This window comes from Rhizobium sp. LjRoot258 (genome assembly GCF_964254185.1).
Classification (GTDB): Bacteria; Pseudomonadota; Alphaproteobacteria; order Rhizobiales; family Rhizobiaceae; genus Rhizobium.
Window position 1 is genome coordinate 1,258,669 of record NZ_CAXUST020000002.1, and the last position, 13,822, is coordinate 1,272,490.

At 60.2% G+C, this 13,822-nt stretch carries 11 protein-coding genes; 6 read left to right on the top strand and 5 right to left on the bottom strand.

Annotated elements, in window-relative coordinates; translation table 11 throughout:
- Positions 1 to 104: 104 nt before the first annotated feature.
- Positions 105 to 1,184 carry a glycosyltransferase gene (locus tag ACSQ9D_RS26705; protein ID WP_436284851.1) on the bottom strand — a complete coding sequence of 360 codons (1,080 nt, stop codon included), beginning with the start codon at positions 1,182 to 1,184 and terminating at the stop codon, positions 105 to 107.
- Positions 1,185 to 1,449: 265 nt separating this feature from the next.
- Here ACSQ9D_RS26705 and ACSQ9D_RS26710 point away from each other — a divergent pair, with 265 nt between their 5' ends.
- Both ACSQ9D_RS26710 and ACSQ9D_RS26715 read left to right on the top strand, forming a co-directional pair.
- Entirely contained in the window at positions 1,450 to 2,229 is a 780-nt protein-coding gene (locus ACSQ9D_RS26710; RefSeq protein WP_436285182.1) for a WecB/TagA/CpsF family glycosyltransferase, read from the top strand.
- A 17-nt stretch (positions 2,230 to 2,246) separates the two neighbouring features.
- Entirely contained in the window at positions 2,247 to 3,107 is an 861-nt protein-coding gene (locus tag ACSQ9D_RS26715; RefSeq protein WP_436284852.1) for a DUF6492 family protein, read from the top strand.
- 6 nt (positions 3,108 to 3,113) lie between these two features.
- On the opposite strand, the gene ACSQ9D_RS26720 is transcribed toward ACSQ9D_RS26715, so the two are convergent.
- The 3 genes from ACSQ9D_RS26720 to ACSQ9D_RS26730 all read right to left on the bottom strand — a co-directional run bounded on the left by ACSQ9D_RS26720 (position 3,114) and on the right by ACSQ9D_RS26730 (position 7,004).
- Positions 3,114 to 4,046 carry a glycosyltransferase family 2 protein gene (locus ACSQ9D_RS26720; protein WP_436284853.1) on the bottom strand — a complete coding sequence of 311 codons (933 nt, stop codon included), beginning with the start codon at positions 4,044 to 4,046 and terminating at the stop codon, positions 3,114 to 3,116.
- 122 nt (positions 4,047 to 4,168) lie between these two features.
- Positions 4,169 to 5,533 (bottom strand): O-antigen ligase family protein, encoded by a 1,365-nt coding sequence (locus tag ACSQ9D_RS26725; RefSeq protein WP_436284854.1) that lies wholly within the window; start codon positions 5,531 to 5,533, stop codon positions 4,169 to 4,171.
- The gene (locus tag ACSQ9D_RS26730; RefSeq protein ID WP_436284855.1) at positions 5,526 to 7,004 is read right to left on the bottom strand and encodes a GumC family protein; all 1,479 of its coding nucleotides are present in this window, start codon (positions 7,002 to 7,004) and stop codon (positions 5,526 to 5,528) included. The genes ACSQ9D_RS26725 and ACSQ9D_RS26730 overlap by 8 nt, the downstream gene beginning before the upstream one ends.
- Positions 7,005 to 7,207: 203 nt before the next feature.
- Between ACSQ9D_RS26730 and ACSQ9D_RS26735 the strand changes: the two genes are divergently transcribed.
- The 4 genes from ACSQ9D_RS26735 (at position 7,208) to ACSQ9D_RS26750 (ending at position 12,360) form a co-directional block, all read left to right on the top strand.
- Positions 7,208 to 8,290, top strand: coding sequence for an endo-1,4-beta-xylanase (locus ACSQ9D_RS26735; RefSeq protein WP_436284856.1), 1,083 nt, complete (start codon positions 7,208 to 7,210; stop codon positions 8,288 to 8,290).
- Entirely contained in the window at positions 8,287 to 9,705 is a 1,419-nt protein-coding gene (locus tag ACSQ9D_RS26740; protein ID WP_436284857.1) for a lipopolysaccharide biosynthesis protein, read from the top strand. Before ACSQ9D_RS26735 ends, ACSQ9D_RS26740 begins: the two co-directional genes overlap by 4 nt.
- A 145-nt stretch (positions 9,706 to 9,850) precedes the next feature.
- Positions 9,851 to 11,647: an alpha/beta hydrolase gene (locus tag ACSQ9D_RS26745; RefSeq protein WP_436284858.1), complete on the top strand. Its 1,797-nt coding sequence runs from the start codon at positions 9,851 to 9,853 to the stop codon at positions 11,645 to 11,647.
- 353 nt (positions 11,648 to 12,000) lie between these two features.
- Positions 12,001 to 12,360, top strand: a complete 360-nt coding sequence (locus ACSQ9D_RS26750; RefSeq protein ID WP_436284859.1) for an SPW repeat protein — start codon at positions 12,001 to 12,003, stop codon at positions 12,358 to 12,360.
- Positions 12,361 to 12,498: 138 nt separating this feature from the next.
- On the opposite strand, the gene ACSQ9D_RS26755 is transcribed toward ACSQ9D_RS26750, so the two are convergent.
- Complete coding sequence (locus ACSQ9D_RS26755) at positions 12,499 to 13,629, bottom strand: calcium:proton antiporter (RefSeq protein WP_436284860.1); 1,131 nt, start codon at positions 13,627 to 13,629, stop codon at positions 12,499 to 12,501.
- Positions 13,630 to 13,822 lie beyond the last annotated feature (193 nt).

Below are 13,822 nucleotides of genomic sequence, written 5' to 3' on the forward strand. Positions count from 1 at the left end.
AATCACGTCCTTTCATCTGGCGGCAACCCATCTGCCGCTGATGAAAAGAACGATCATCGCGAGCCATTGTTCCCAGTCACTGCGTCATTGGCGGCGCCGGAACCTCACATATGCACGACCTTCTCGCCATCAAGTGCGTCGATGACGGCACTCCACAAGGCGTCGACTTCCGCTTTCGCGTCAATCAATGCGACAGGACTTTGGCTCGCTTCCAACGCGGCGTCGGCCATAGCGTTTGCGTCGGCCCGTGTGTCGACCAGACGTATCGCGCCGCCGTTTATCAGCTTGCGAAACAGGCCATGGTGGGCGACGGCGTCGGGCTGTCGCGGCGCGTTGACGACGACGGGCTTTCCCGAAAAGCTTGCCGCAAGCACGCTTGCCCGACGCGCTGTGAGCCCCTCGGAGAAGAGATAGCAAAACACGTCAACCTGCTTGAAGATGCCGAAGAGTTCCTCTGCATTGGCAACATAGCCGGTGACTGTGACCCGACCCGAAACGCCAAGCTTGTCTGCAAGCGCATAAAAATCGCGCTCCACGTTATCGGTGCCGCGGATGAATGATCCGACGAACACGACGCCGACGTCGTGACCGAGTGCCAGCAGGCGCGCAGCAACCTCCAGAACCGCCGTCGATTGCTTCTTGGGATAGATCGAGCCGAATTGCCCAAGGACGAGCCGCCCCGCCTTGCGCTGCTCCTCGAGTGTCCGGGCAACCGAGCCGTCATGCAACACAGTTGGCAAAGCAAGATTCGGCGGGATGGGTATGACCCCGCGCCGGCCAGTTGACAGGGCAGACAGTGGACTTCCAGCAAATTCGGCAGCCACCTCAGGCGCTGAAAACAAGATCTGTGTTGCGAGCATCACCACCGGAGCCAACACCAGGCGGCGCTTCCAGTCGAGAGCGTCCCACTCGTGCAGTACCACGACAAGCTGTTTTCGACGCAGCCGGGTGGTGAGTGCCGCCGCGATCGGCTGCGTGAGCTTCTTCTTCCAGGCCACAACGGGAAAGTTGAGGATGACGGCGTCCACATCAGCAAGTGCAGACGTGAGCCGGCGAATATCGCCGTCAAGCACATGCTGATCAGTCCGCTCAGCGAGGCGTAACGCCGTCTGCCGCGCAAATTCCTCGACACCGCAGGTCTGGTAGGCGTCGGAGACGAGTGCGAGATAGCGACGTTTCGGCATATCGAACCTTCTGAATGGGCAGGCGGCCACATCGCGTTGATACCGTCTTTTCGTAAAGGTCGGCTTACAATTTTAGGTTCGATGCTTGGCGTGTCTTCATGACGGGCGCCTGCGACCATCACGTGTGGAGCGTGGATTAACTATAGCGCGAGGTTTTACAGCGATCGTCCGTCGAAACAGCTAATGATCGGGCTTGAACCGATGCCTGTTTCGAGGTGCGTGAATGGCAAGGCATAGTAGTGCGTCAGCGCGTCTGAGTTATTCGATGAATGAATGGCCGACGAACCGGCTTGGAAGCCTGCCGATCGTGAGAGCCGGCATGGAGGAGTCTGCGGACGCCTTCATTCGCTTGGCGCTCGAGCGAAGGGGTGCCGGCGGGCGTCCTTTCTACTCCACCTCCGCAAACGGTCATGTCATCGCGCTGTGCGAGCACGATGCCAATTTTCGCTCGATGACACGTCAGGCCGACCAGATCCATGCCGACGGCATGTCGGTGGTGCTGTTTTCCAGGCTTTCTTCCACCGAACCTTTGCCGGAGCGTGTTGCCACAACCGATCTCGTGCATGCCGTCGCCGAGCGCGCGGTGAAGGCCGGCGTCAGCTTCTATTTCCTCGGCGCCAGCGAAGAGGTGAATGCCCGAGCGGTCGAGAATATGTCCAACGCCTACCCTGGGCTTCGTTTTGCCGGGTGGCGCAACGGCTACTTCGACCGTGCCGAGGAAGATGCGGTCGTCGAGGCAATCAATGCGGCCGCTCCGGATATCCTCTGGATCGGGTTCGGCGTGCCGCTGGAGCAGCAATTCGTCGTTCGCAACATCGACAGGCTGCACAATGTCGGTTTGATCAAGACCTCAGGCGGCCTGTTCGACTTCCTGGCCGGACGCAAGAGCCGCGCACCCCAATGGATGCAGAGGATGGGCCTTGAGTGGCTGTATCGCATGATCCTCGAGCCGCGTCGGCTGGCCAAGCGCTATCTGACAACCAATCCGGTTGCGATCTATGCGATGCTCCGGCATTCGCTGCGGGCTCTCTCTGCAGGTCTTTGATCGGGAACGACGATCATATGAGCTCCTCAATCTCGCTCATCACACCGAGCTATCGTGGTGACCTCGACAGTTGCCGCCTTCTCTGCGACTCGATCGATCGATACGTCACCGGCTACGACGTGCACTACATCGTGATCGGCGACGAGGACGCCGACGCTTTCGCCGGTTTCGAAGGAGAAAGACGCCGCGTCATCGTCTCGTCCAGCCTGCTTCCACCGCTCTGGTCACTGCCGAAATGGCGTCGGCGACGCTACTGGTGGGCGCCGCATCTTCTCCTGCCGATCTATGGCTGGCACCTGCAGCAGATGCGCAAGATCGCGATGACCGTGGCGCAGCCGAGCGAGCGGGTGATGTGCATCGATTCCGACAATTGCTTCTGCCGTCCGCTCGACCTGAGCGCGACTGCATCGACGCCGAGGCTTGCCCACTACGTTGCGCCGGGGGATGTCAATCGCTCACGGCCGAGCCATGTCCGCTGGTGGCAAAATGCGCACCGGCTGCTTGGCCTGAGCGCCCCAGCACTGCCGGGTGACGATTTCATCAGCCAGATGGTCCTTTGGGAGCGGCGGACGGTGGTGGCTATGGTGAAGCGGATCGAAGCAGCAAGCGGCCTTCCGTGGTGGCAGGCGCTTGCCCGCACCAGGCATTTTTCCGAGTACCTGATCTATGGTATCGCTGTTGCCAATGACGCCGAACTCGCCGAGCGGCACGAACGTGTTTTGCAAAGCCCGTGCCTGACCTACTGGCAGGGGCCCGCTCTCGACAGGGCAGGACTGGCAGCATTCGTCGATGGATTGAGGCCAGATCAGACGACAATCGCCATTCAGTCGCATACACGCACGCCAATCGAGGTCATCCGCGAGGTCGCCCTTGGCTGATGCGGCCTAGTTGTTGGCCCGGTAGGGGGTCGGCAGGAACCCGAGGCTTGCCAAGGTACGACCGAGCGATACCAGCAGCGGGTGGCTTGCCGGCAGCAACCGCCGGGTTCGCAGGAATAGTGCTGTCGATCGCAGGCAGCCGGCCCCAAGGCTGAGGGCGTTTTTCGCAACGACACGCATCGCCGAGGTGCTGTGCATCCGGTCGATGACATAGTTGATGCTTCCGGTGCGCAGCGAGCGCTTCATCAGGAAGCGGGCCGAAACGCGCTCCTGCGGTACGAATTCGCGGATCTGGGCTTCGGCGCACCACCAGCTCTTGAAACCGGCTTTGCGGCATCTGGTGAAGAATTCCATATCGCCGCCGCCCAGGAAGTTGAAGCGGATATCGAATAGTGGCGAGGCAAGGCCGGCAAACACGCGCCGCCGTATCAGGCAATTGCCGGAGCCGTGGATCTGATCGATTGCGCGTGTCGAACCCTCTATCGAACCGAAGAGCAGATGCTGGGTGACAGCGTCGGATACTGGCACTTCGAACTCGCGCACGACTGGTCCGCCGACGATGTCGGCGTTCTCGCGTCGGGCTGTGCCGACGATTGCGGCAAGCCAGCCGGGTAGTGCCATTTCATCGTCATCGATCATCAGCAGAAACTCGGCCTCGGGAAAGGCCGTCATCGCCTCGCCGAATGCACGGTTGATGGCGTAGCAATTGCCCTGCCGCTCTTCGGTGAGGATCAAGAATGGCAGGTTGGCCCTGGCGAGACAATCGCGGGCATAGCGCGCGCCGGCGGGATTGGCCGCGTCGTTATCAACAACGACGATGGCGAAAGGGAAATCGGTCACTTGATCGACGAGGGATGAAAGGGTGCGCGCAAGCCATGCCGGCCGACGGAACGTCGGGATGCAAACGACTGCCTCAACGGACCGCTTATTTTCCTGCATCACCCAAACCTCGATCGGCGCCAAAGATTGTTGGCCTTGCCGCATTGGCGACTTTGTGGATTGTCGGCGGCGAAGCTGTAGTTGGCTGGCCGGCATTCTACAATCGGTGGCTAAGGATGAGGTTAACGGGCTTTTCCCAAAACCGGCGTTTTGACCGGCGGCGCGGAGCAAAGATCCATCTTCAGCACCGGCGCTGCAGGTGCGCTGGCGACGAGGCCCGCATTGGCTTGCAATCTCAAACCGAAGACAGCGAGCAGCATCGTGAACCAGATCGGTCCGCTGTTGCCGAAGAAGGGGCTTTCGAGGCAGGCCAGAAACAGCGAGAACAACCAGATCCGCAAGAACAGGCGTGTCAATGTGATGTCGTTGCTGCCGGCAAGTGCACGGCGGGCGTAGCCAATGGGCAGGATCACCAGCCAGGTGACCGTCATCGCCAGCGCCGGGATGCCGCCATTGATCAGCTGCTCGACATAGCCGTTGTGCGAATTGGCGGCGGTCACTGCCCAGGTGGTCATGGCCTGGCCGCTGTTGAACAAGGCGTCGGTCTGCCAGAACGACTGGAACCCGTAGCCGATGATGGGTCGCTCGGCGATTGCCGAAAGTGCAAGGCGCCAGATGGAGCCGCGGTCGGTGAAGGTCGGATCGATGCCGGCCGAGGCAAGCAAGCTGCTGAAGGAAGGCGAGACCGCCGCCGAAAGCAAGATCAGATTCAAACTGACAAGGCCGCCTGCCAGCATCACCATGCCGAGCCTGGTCCAGCGTTCAAAAATCCAGGCAAGCAGAAGGATTGCCGGGAGCATCGCCGCCGAGGTCTTGCCGCCAGCATGAAGCACGAAGAAGCCCGCTGACAGCGCAATCAGCAGACCGAGCCGGGGGTGCCCCGCCTTGGCGATGTAGAGGCCGAAGAAAACGGCATAGACCATTGCCGCGGCGGCAACGTTCTTATGGCCGAAATGACCGCGCCAGTCACCCGCAAGCGACTGCTCCAGCGCATCTGTCGCCTGATGGACGGCAAGGTGCGGTAGAGCGATGACGCCAAAATAGGAAAGGCCGATCGTAAACGTCAGGCCAATACACATCAGCCTGGCGAACTGCGGGCCATTTCTTGGAATGAGCAGCATCGCATTTGCGCAAAGGCAGACCAGGATCGCAAAAACGATACGCCGGAAGGCCGCGCTCGGATCGCCCGCAAAAAGACCGGTGAAGAGCAGCCACACGAGCAGACAAATCAGGAGGCCATAGGGGCGCAGCAGCAGGTGACGCGCCGGGTTCTGCAATACTGTGGCCAGCACCACGCCCGACATGGCGATCACGATCAACTGATTGAGCACGTTCGAGCTGCCGCCATAGGGTGTGGAAAGGCTGGCGGCGTTCGGATCGGGAAACGGGTTCAATCCGACCCAAAAGTAGCTGAAGATGGCCAGGAAGAGAAAGGCTGCGAAGGCGCCGCCGTTTCTGACCGGGGCAGTCTTGCCAATGTCAGCCATAGGCTTTGCCCAAAGCTGCGCTCAGCCGGCGATAGTCTCGCCAAAGCCCCAACAAGACCGCGACGGCAAGGCCGAGGCAAAGGCCGACGACGCTGCCAGCACCGGCCAGGACATAGCCGCGCGGCGGGAAGCTGCGGGCTGTCGGGACGACTGCCGGTGAAACAATTCGCACATTGGTCGTGTCGATCTGCTGGCGTTCTGCAGCTTCTCCTGCCCTGGCCATGAAGGCTTCGTAGACCGTCGCCTTGGCACGCGCCTCGCGCTCCAGTTCGCGCAGGTGGATCTGCGCGGCGGTATCCTGGAAGACCGAGGATTTCATCTGGTTGGCTTCCGAGTTCAGCGCGTCAAGCGCCGATCTGGCTTGGTCGAGTTCGGCCTTTGCGGCTTGCACGATGCGTGCCGTCTCGGCATCGATCTGGCCTTCCAGTGCTCTGAGCTGGGGCTCAAGTGCCAGGATCATCGGATGACGCGGCCCCAGCACGGCCGATTGAGACGTCACGCGTTGCCTGAGGGTCGAATACTGCGTGCGCAGCATCGTCATCGTTTCCGACTGCAGCGCAGAGGCGTTGAGACGGTTCTTCGGATTGGTGGATACGAGTTCATTATAACGCGACTGCGCCTGAATGAGGCGCGCCTTGGCGTCGATCAGCTGCGTGTTCGTCTGGTTTGACATCAGGGTGCTCACGAGTTCCCCGGAACTTGATTGCAACCCCTGTTCGCGCTTGAACGCCTCGACGGCAGCTTCTGCCTTGGCGACCTCGACCTTAAGGTCCCCCAGGCGTGCAAACAGCGAGCTTGCCGCCCGGCCGGCGCCTTCCGATTCCGCCTTGGCGAGTTCCTCCTGGAAGGCGGTCGCAATGGCATTGGTGATCGTAACGGACTTGGCCGGGCTCTGCGTCCATACGGCGACGTTGACGATGAAAGAGCGCTCGTCCCGGCGGGCGGTGACGCGTTTTGCAAGTGCGCGGAGCGCGTCGCTGGCCGGATCCTTCGATGTCGGCGAAACGAACTCGGGATCCACGGTGAGCTTCAGGTCATCGATCACGCGGCTTAACACGTTACCTGACGTCAGGACCCTCAACTTGCTCTCGACATCCAAAAGTTGCGTGTCTCGCTGCATGCTTTCGGAGAAGATGTCGTCAGCGACGACCCGCAGGTTCGACGGGTCGACGAGAAGATCGATTCCTGCCGCAAAGCGCGGCTTTACGACAAATACGACCGCATAGCCGGCGACAGCACCCAGGATGGCAAACGCGATGATCCAGACAAGACCCGAGCGCAACCAGTTGAGGATGCGTACAAGGTCGAACTGAAACAGCTCCTGAAAGACGGAAGGGCGGCTTGCTGCGGCAGCTGGCTCGGCAACCTTGAGTACCGGCAGCCCTGGAACGGCAACGTCGTGCTTCTCCCGGTTCGTCCAGCCACGCGTACTGATGACCGGAGTCTGATGTCGGGGAGCGGCTTCATACATGGGCGGCGAGATCTTATTGACACGGCGCGAAAGCGCGAACTTATGGTTAAGAGACCTGATTTTCCTTAAGTATCCATTAAGAGCGATTTCAATTGTCGCGTGCGCGCGAAGCAAGTCTCCACTAAAAGGCAGAAGTTGAAGGCCTTGCCCGCGTGCGCGGTCGAATTCTGGTTCATTATTACGCAATCTAAGGATATCAATTTATGCGCAGGCGGGACTTCGTTCTCGGCGCATTGGGTGCCGGACTGGCATCCTCCGGCGCGCTCGATCCTTTTGTCTGGAGTGACCCGATTGCCAAGGCAGCGCCTGTAAGAGGCGCGATCCCTTATGGCGCGGCGGTGCGTACGGATCTTCTCGATACCGAATTCGACTACAAGGCAGCCATCGTCGACCACTGCCAACTCGTGGTCGGCGAGGGTGGATTGAAATGGTTCGACCTGCGTCCGAGTGAAGACCAGTTCGTGTTCGATCAGCCCGACCGGCTGATCGATTTTGCCGATCAAAACGGCATGCAGATGCGCGGCCACACGCTCGCCTGGTACGGAGCCATGCCAGATTGGACCCAGACCATTGCGAGCACGGCGCAAGCCGAACGCGAGCTCGTCCATCACATCACCACCGTCGTCGGACGCTACCAGGGGCGGATTCCAAGCTGGGACGTCGTCAACGAGGCGATCGCCGAGCATCCCGAGCGTGGGGCGACGATCCGTAGCTCGATCTGGCAGGAGCGGCTCGGCAAGCGCTACATCGAGCTTGCCCTGCGCACTGCCGCTGGCGTCGACCCCTCCGCTCAGCTCGTCATCAATGACTACAATATTGAGAATCCGACACAGCAATGCCGCGATCGGCGCCAGGCGCTGCTCGACCTTCTGCGCGATCTGAAGGATCGCGACGTGCCGCTCCATGCCGTTGGCATTCAGGGACATCTTCCGGGCGACATGGAAATTGACAAGGAGGGCCTGTCGAAATTCGTCGAGGCGGTGAAGGAAATGCAGCTCGAGGTTCTGGTGACTGAACTCGACGTGATCGACAACAAGCTGCCCGCCCGGGAATATGACCGGGACCAGATCGTCGCGGCACGGGCGGGTGATTTCCTCGAAGCGATCTCTGACGTGGCGCGGCCAAGTGCAATTCTGACCTGGGGCATCACCGATCGCTATACATGGGTGCCGATGTGGTTCAAGCGCGACGACGGTAAGCCCAACCGTCCGCTGCCGCTCGATGCCGGGTGCCGCCCAAAGGCGCTGATGAAGGTGATCGACGAATTCACGCGTGCTGCCGAATGATGTTTCGCCAGATCTCGACATACATGATTGCCAACGCCGTATCGGCCTTGTTCGGGTTCGTCTCGGTCGTGCTCTTCACCCGCATACTGAGCCCGCACGAATACGGCATCTATGTCGTCGGCACCGGTGTCGCCGGCGTCATATCGACCCTGCTGTTCGGGTGGATAAAATTCTCGGTGCTGCGCTTCGATTCCGAAGGCGGATCGAAGGATGTCCGCACCACCGCGCTTTGCGCCTATGCGGGACTGATGCTGCTCAGCCCGCTCGTCATTCTCGCAACCTGGCTGATCGCCGAGGACTCGTCGACCTATGTCGTGCCTGCTGTGTTCGTGGCCTTCACGGTCGGGCTGTTCGAATTCGTGCAGGAGGTATTTCGCTCACGCCAGCAGACCGGCGCCTACATGTGGTCGGTCATCCTGCGCGCTGTGCTGACGCTCATCTTCTCCGCAGGCCTCGTGATGGTGTTCGACATGGGCGGGCAGGGCCTGCTCGTCAGCGTGGCCTGCTCCTATCTCGTGACCCTGTTGATCTACGCACCGGATGTCTGGCGCCGGCCGCGCCATCCGTTCGATACCGGGCTGCTCAAAGATATGTTGCGCTTTGGCCTGCCGATGACCGCTTCGTCCTTCGTCTTCGTGCTGCACACGGTTCTCGACCGAATGATCATCGTAACCTATATCGGCGAGACGGCCGCAGGCGTCTATGGTGCCTCTGCCGATCTCGTCCGGCAGATCATCCTGTTTCCCGGTGTCGCGATTGGCTCGGCAACGATTCCGCTGGCAATCCGTCTATTGGCGCAGGATGGCCACAAGGCCACGAACCGGCATCTGATGGAAACCGCCGAGGTGCTGCTGACCGTGCTGATGCCGATGGTTGTTGGACTGGCGCTGGTGGCGCCTGGTTTTGCAAGCCTGATCCTTGGGCCCGAGTTTCGCGATGCCGCTGCCATCCTCATCCCGATCCTCGTATTTGCCTGGCTGTTTCGCTCGATCTCCTATCAGTTCGTCCATGTCAGCTTCCAGCTGGCGAAGAAGCCGAGCCTGATGGGCGCGCAAGGCATGATCATTCTGGCAATCAACATCATCGGCATGTTCATCCTCGTCCCACGTTTCCAGCTTGTCGGCGCGGCCTGGGCGCTGCTGATCGCAGAGATCGGTGGCGTGATCGCCGGGTACTTCCTGTCCTGGCGCGCCCATCGCTTGCCGCTCGAACTGCGCCCGATCGTCAAGGTCAGTCTTGCAACCGCCACGATGGCGGCACCGACCTTCATCGCGGTCAGGCATCCGACGGGCAATACTGTCTTCGACCTGACTGTGCCGATCGTCACAGGTGTCGTGGCTTATGCGGCAGCCGCGTTTGCGCTGAACCTCGCCGGTGTGCGCATGGCGCTGACGAGGCGGCTGCGGCCAGCCTGATCGGGGACACTGGGGTTTTGTCATCGAGCACGGACCAAAAGCTAAGATAACGCCACTGAGCTTCCGCTAATTCTTAACGCCTCAAGTATATCAGTGGGAGATACGTTCGGCGGACACGCAATCGGAAGGCTTGGCAAGGGAGGCCATGGTGAACCAGACTGGCATGAACTCCGAAGAAGGAAAGGGGCGTTCCGCCTCGCAGCCGACGGTCTTCGGGTCGCATGCTGGTTTGTTTACGCCAGCCGATGATGACGCCCCGAAGAGCAATCTCGCAGTGCTTCTCCTCAACCCCTGGGGGATCGAGGAGATGTGCACGCGCCGGTTCTATCGCATCCTGGCGGAACGGTTCGCAGAAGTCGGCGTCGCGAGCCTGCGCTTCGACTATCCCGGAACGGTGAATTCGCTCGACGAGAGGTCGGGCGAACGCGGCTTGTCGGTGTGGTCGGAGACGATCGGCAGGGCGGCCGAAGAACTCAAGATGCTTTCTGGCGCCCGAAACCTCGTGTTCATCGGCCAGGGCATCGGCGCCAGTCTCGCACTCATGCAGGCTCATTTTGAGCCATCAGTTGCGGCGATTGCCCTTTTGGCGCCGGTGCTGAAAGGGCGGGCCTATCTGCGCGAGCTTTCGCTGTTTTCACGGCTCATTGATGATGGTCTTGGCATAAAGCAGGAGCTGCGCGATAGCGCGCCCGGGTCGATTGCTGGATTGCGCATGCCGCGCGCTGTTGCAGAAGACCTCAAGGCTGTCGATCTCAACGGCCTCGAAATGACCAGCAAGCCACATATCTTCATGGCCGAGCGCCCGGGCTTGGAAGCCGACACGACCTTTCGCGACCGTCTTCAGGCCGCAGGCTGCCAGCTGCGCGCGACACCCTTTGCCGGATATGATGCGCTTGTATCCAACCCGCTGAACCAGGAAATCCCTGACGCGCTCATCGATGAACTGATCGAGTGGCTGCAATCGCTGCCGCAATATCAGGGCAAGAGCACGCCACCGGCCAAGAAGCCTTCGCCGATTGCATCGGTCCGTGCCGGCGCAATTCGCGAGACGGGCGTCCGCTTCGGTCCAAACGACCGGCTCTACGGGGTTTTGTGCGAGCCAACCGGTCATTCGATCGGCGTGACCGCCGTTATTCTGACGACGGCCTATGATCATGCGGCAGGTTGGGCCCGCTCCTCGGTCGCGCTTGCGCGCGAGCTGGCCAGCGTCGGCGTATCGTCCTTGCGCTTTGACAGCGCCGGCGTCGGGGATAGCCCGCCGGTCGCAACCCGTCGCAAACAGGTTCTCTATGACGAGACCCAGATGGCCGATGCCGGCATGGCCCGCGACTATATTGACAGTCTTGGCATAAGCGAACGCACCCTGCTGATAGGACGCTGCAGCGGTGCCTACGTCGCCTTCAGAAGCGTCCTTGCCGATCCGCGCTGGGACGCGTGCATGATCGTCAATCCGGTCGCGTTCCGTTGGCGTTTCAAGGGGCTTCCGAAGACGCTCAAGGCCTATATGAGGAATGCCCTGGATATTGAGACGGTTCGCCGCCTTTGGGCAGGCGAGGTGGATCTGACCGCGGCAACCAAGAATATCTCCATGCGCCTCGTCGATCGAATGGCCGGCGGGCTGTCTCCCGTCTTTGCGCCGGCCAAGCCGCTCACGCAGCTCACGGGCCACGTGCATCGCGATTTTCGGGCGCTCGCCAACCGTGGCACCCCGCTTTCGATCATCTATACCGAAGGTGACGAGGGGCAGGAGATGTTCCGGGTCAACTTTGGGAATGCGGGTGAAAAATTGTCTGCCTATCCAAACGTGCAACTGCATCTGTTTCCCGACGCCGACCATAATCTCACGCCGCTGCCGGCCCGCGAAAAGATGATCGAGTTGACAAAGCTGCAAGCTCTTGCACTGGGCAACCGTTGTCATGAGCAACGTGCGGCTCACGGCTGACGCGGATCGGTAGGAATTCCGGTTGTCGTTACAAACGTCACACTGCTCGACGTGCGCTTAGCTCCGCTAAGGTGAGCTCGGGCTTTCATGGCGATTGGAATCGCGGAGCTTGGGCTGTATTTCTGCCGCCCGAAAGATGGCCCAGGCTGATTGTCGAAGGTCGACAAACTGCAAGCTATGCGGGAATTTGCTCGGGTTGGCCTGACGGAACGCTCTGCGGCACCGTCAACGTAGGCGTAAGGATTTAGGCATTGTTTGGTCATATCTTGAATTAAGTCTTATGGTTCACCAATTTATATACTTAAGCGTGAAGTTCACGCGACGCCTGATAAGCTTCAAATTGGGAGGTCATCATGGCAATCACCTTGATGGAAGGAAGGAAAAGGCAGGACTGGGCTAATCTGGTTCTGGCGGTTTGCTTGTTCGTCTCGCCGTGGGTTGTCGGTTTCGCGGCCGAAGCGATGCCGAGTTGGAATGCCTGGATCGTTGCCGTCATGCTCGCTGCGCTGGCCACAGCGGCGCTGTCGGTGTTTTCCGAATGGGAGGAATGGGCAAATATCGTGCTCGGCCTCTGGCTGGTTGCGTCGCCCTGGTTCCTCGGCTTTGCGGCCAATGCAAGCGCGATGTGGACGGTTGTCGTCCTTGGTGTGCTCGTTGCCGCCGTGTCGCTATGGGCAGTCTGGGACGTTCATCATCCCGCCGCCCACGCTTAGACCCGGCCTGATCCGGTCGCCGCAGCGGTGGGCTCTGTGAACTGAACGTGCCCACCGCTCAAATGATGGTGCAGCCTCGATTCGCGGTCAGCATTGATTGACTGCGGCGCCGATAGATCTTGAGCAGGCAATGGCCCCTCAAACTTCGAATATCAGAAGGAAGTAGGCGACGAAGAGAACGAGGTGCACGGCGCCTTGCATCAGGTGCGTGCGACCGCTCGCAAATGTAATGATGCTGAGAGCCAGTGTCAGAATGAGCATCACGGCATCAGTGCGCTCCAGGCCGAGCACGACGGGATGGCCAGTGAGATGACTGATGACCAGCATCGCAGGTACGGTCAGTCCGATGGTCGACAGAACCGATCCCAGGAAGATGTTGACCGACCGCTGTAGATGATTAGCGACCGAGGCTCGCACGGCGCTGATTGCCTCCGGTGTCGCGACGAGGACAGCCATGACGACGCCGCCCAGCGCTGCAGGAGCACGAAGTGTCTCGATGAAGTAATCGATTGGCGCGGCCAGCTGTTCGACCAGGAAAACGACGAGAGCCATGTAGGCAACCAGGAGAATCACGGGCGGCCATAGAGGTCCTTCTGTGGTTCTGCTATACCCTCCCGCCGCCTCACCGGCATCATCGATGAAGAAGCCTCTATGGCGACCGGTCTGCAGGGTCAGAAACACGCCGTAGAGCCCAACGGAAATGAAGGCAAGAACCGTTTGTTGGACGGTGGAATAGGGCGGTCCATTTGTCGGATGCGTAAAATTCGGCATGATCATGCTGAGGGTTGCCAGAGGTACGATAACGCCCAGATAGGCGTTGGCGCCCTGCAGATTGTGGTGCTGCTCATGCCGCCGCCAGCCTCCGATCAGCAAGGACAGGCCAACCATGCCATTGAGGATGATCATCACGACGGCAAAAAGCGTGTCACGCACCAGCGTCGGGTTGCTTTCGCCGTGCCGCATGACCGCCGTAATGGCCATCACCTCGATCGACGTAATGGCAAGCGTGAGGATAAGCGTTCCATACGGCTCGCCCAGTTGCTCCGCAAGATGATCGGCGTGGCGCACGACTGATAATGCAGAACCAAGCACGACTGAAAACAGCCAAATGAAGATGACTGCCAGCCATATCGGGTTGGCAAGCAACCCGAAGAGAACCTCACCGAAAAGGAGGAACACGACGCTCGTGGCAATGCTGACCGCAAGCAGCCATTCCCGGTGTATGAGCGCCAACCTGGGGCGTTGCGGCGCGGCCCCTTCCGGGTTCATTCTGAAGGTCCTCATAGTCGTTTTGAAGAATACGCCACAACCCGGCCCATCCGTCCACTCCCATCACTCAGGCCGACCGCACTGGGTTGAGGCGGCCACCGATCGCCTTGATTGCCGTTGATGGCGCGCAACCGTTGGCAGCTGACATAAATCCTTCATCTCAAACGACGAAATAGGCCCAACTATTGGTGGC

Coding starts and splice junctions, on each gene's coding strand:
- ACSQ9D_RS26705 (WP_436284851.1), bottom strand. CDS start 1,184: ATGCCGAAACGTCGCTATCTCGCACTCGTCTCCGACGCCTACCAGACC.
- ACSQ9D_RS26710 (WP_436285182.1), top strand. CDS start 1,450: ATGAATGAATGGCCGACGAACCGGCTTGGAAGCCTGCCGATCGTGAGA.
- ACSQ9D_RS26715 (WP_436284852.1), top strand. CDS start 2,247: ATGAGCTCCTCAATCTCGCTCATCACACCGAGCTATCGTGGTGACCTC.
- ACSQ9D_RS26720 (WP_436284853.1), bottom strand. CDS start 4,046: ATGCAGGAAAATAAGCGGTCCGTTGAGGCAGTCGTTTGCATCCCGACG.
- ACSQ9D_RS26725 (WP_436284854.1), bottom strand. CDS start 5,533: ATGGCTGACATTGGCAAGACTGCCCCGGTCAGAAACGGCGGCGCCTTC.
- ACSQ9D_RS26730 (WP_436284855.1), bottom strand. CDS start 7,004: ATGTATGAAGCCGCTCCCCGACATCAGACTCCGGTCATCAGTACGCGT.
- ACSQ9D_RS26735 (WP_436284856.1), top strand. CDS start 7,208: ATGCGCAGGCGGGACTTCGTTCTCGGCGCATTGGGTGCCGGACTGGCA.
- ACSQ9D_RS26740 (WP_436284857.1), top strand. CDS start 8,287: ATGATGTTTCGCCAGATCTCGACATACATGATTGCCAACGCCGTATCG.
- ACSQ9D_RS26745 (WP_436284858.1), top strand. CDS start 9,851: ATGGTGAACCAGACTGGCATGAACTCCGAAGAAGGAAAGGGGCGTTCC.
- ACSQ9D_RS26750 (WP_436284859.1), top strand. CDS start 12,001: ATGGCAATCACCTTGATGGAAGGAAGGAAAAGGCAGGACTGGGCTAAT.
- ACSQ9D_RS26755 (WP_436284860.1), bottom strand. CDS start 13,629: ATGAACCCGGAAGGGGCCGCGCCGCAACGCCCCAGGTTGGCGCTCATA.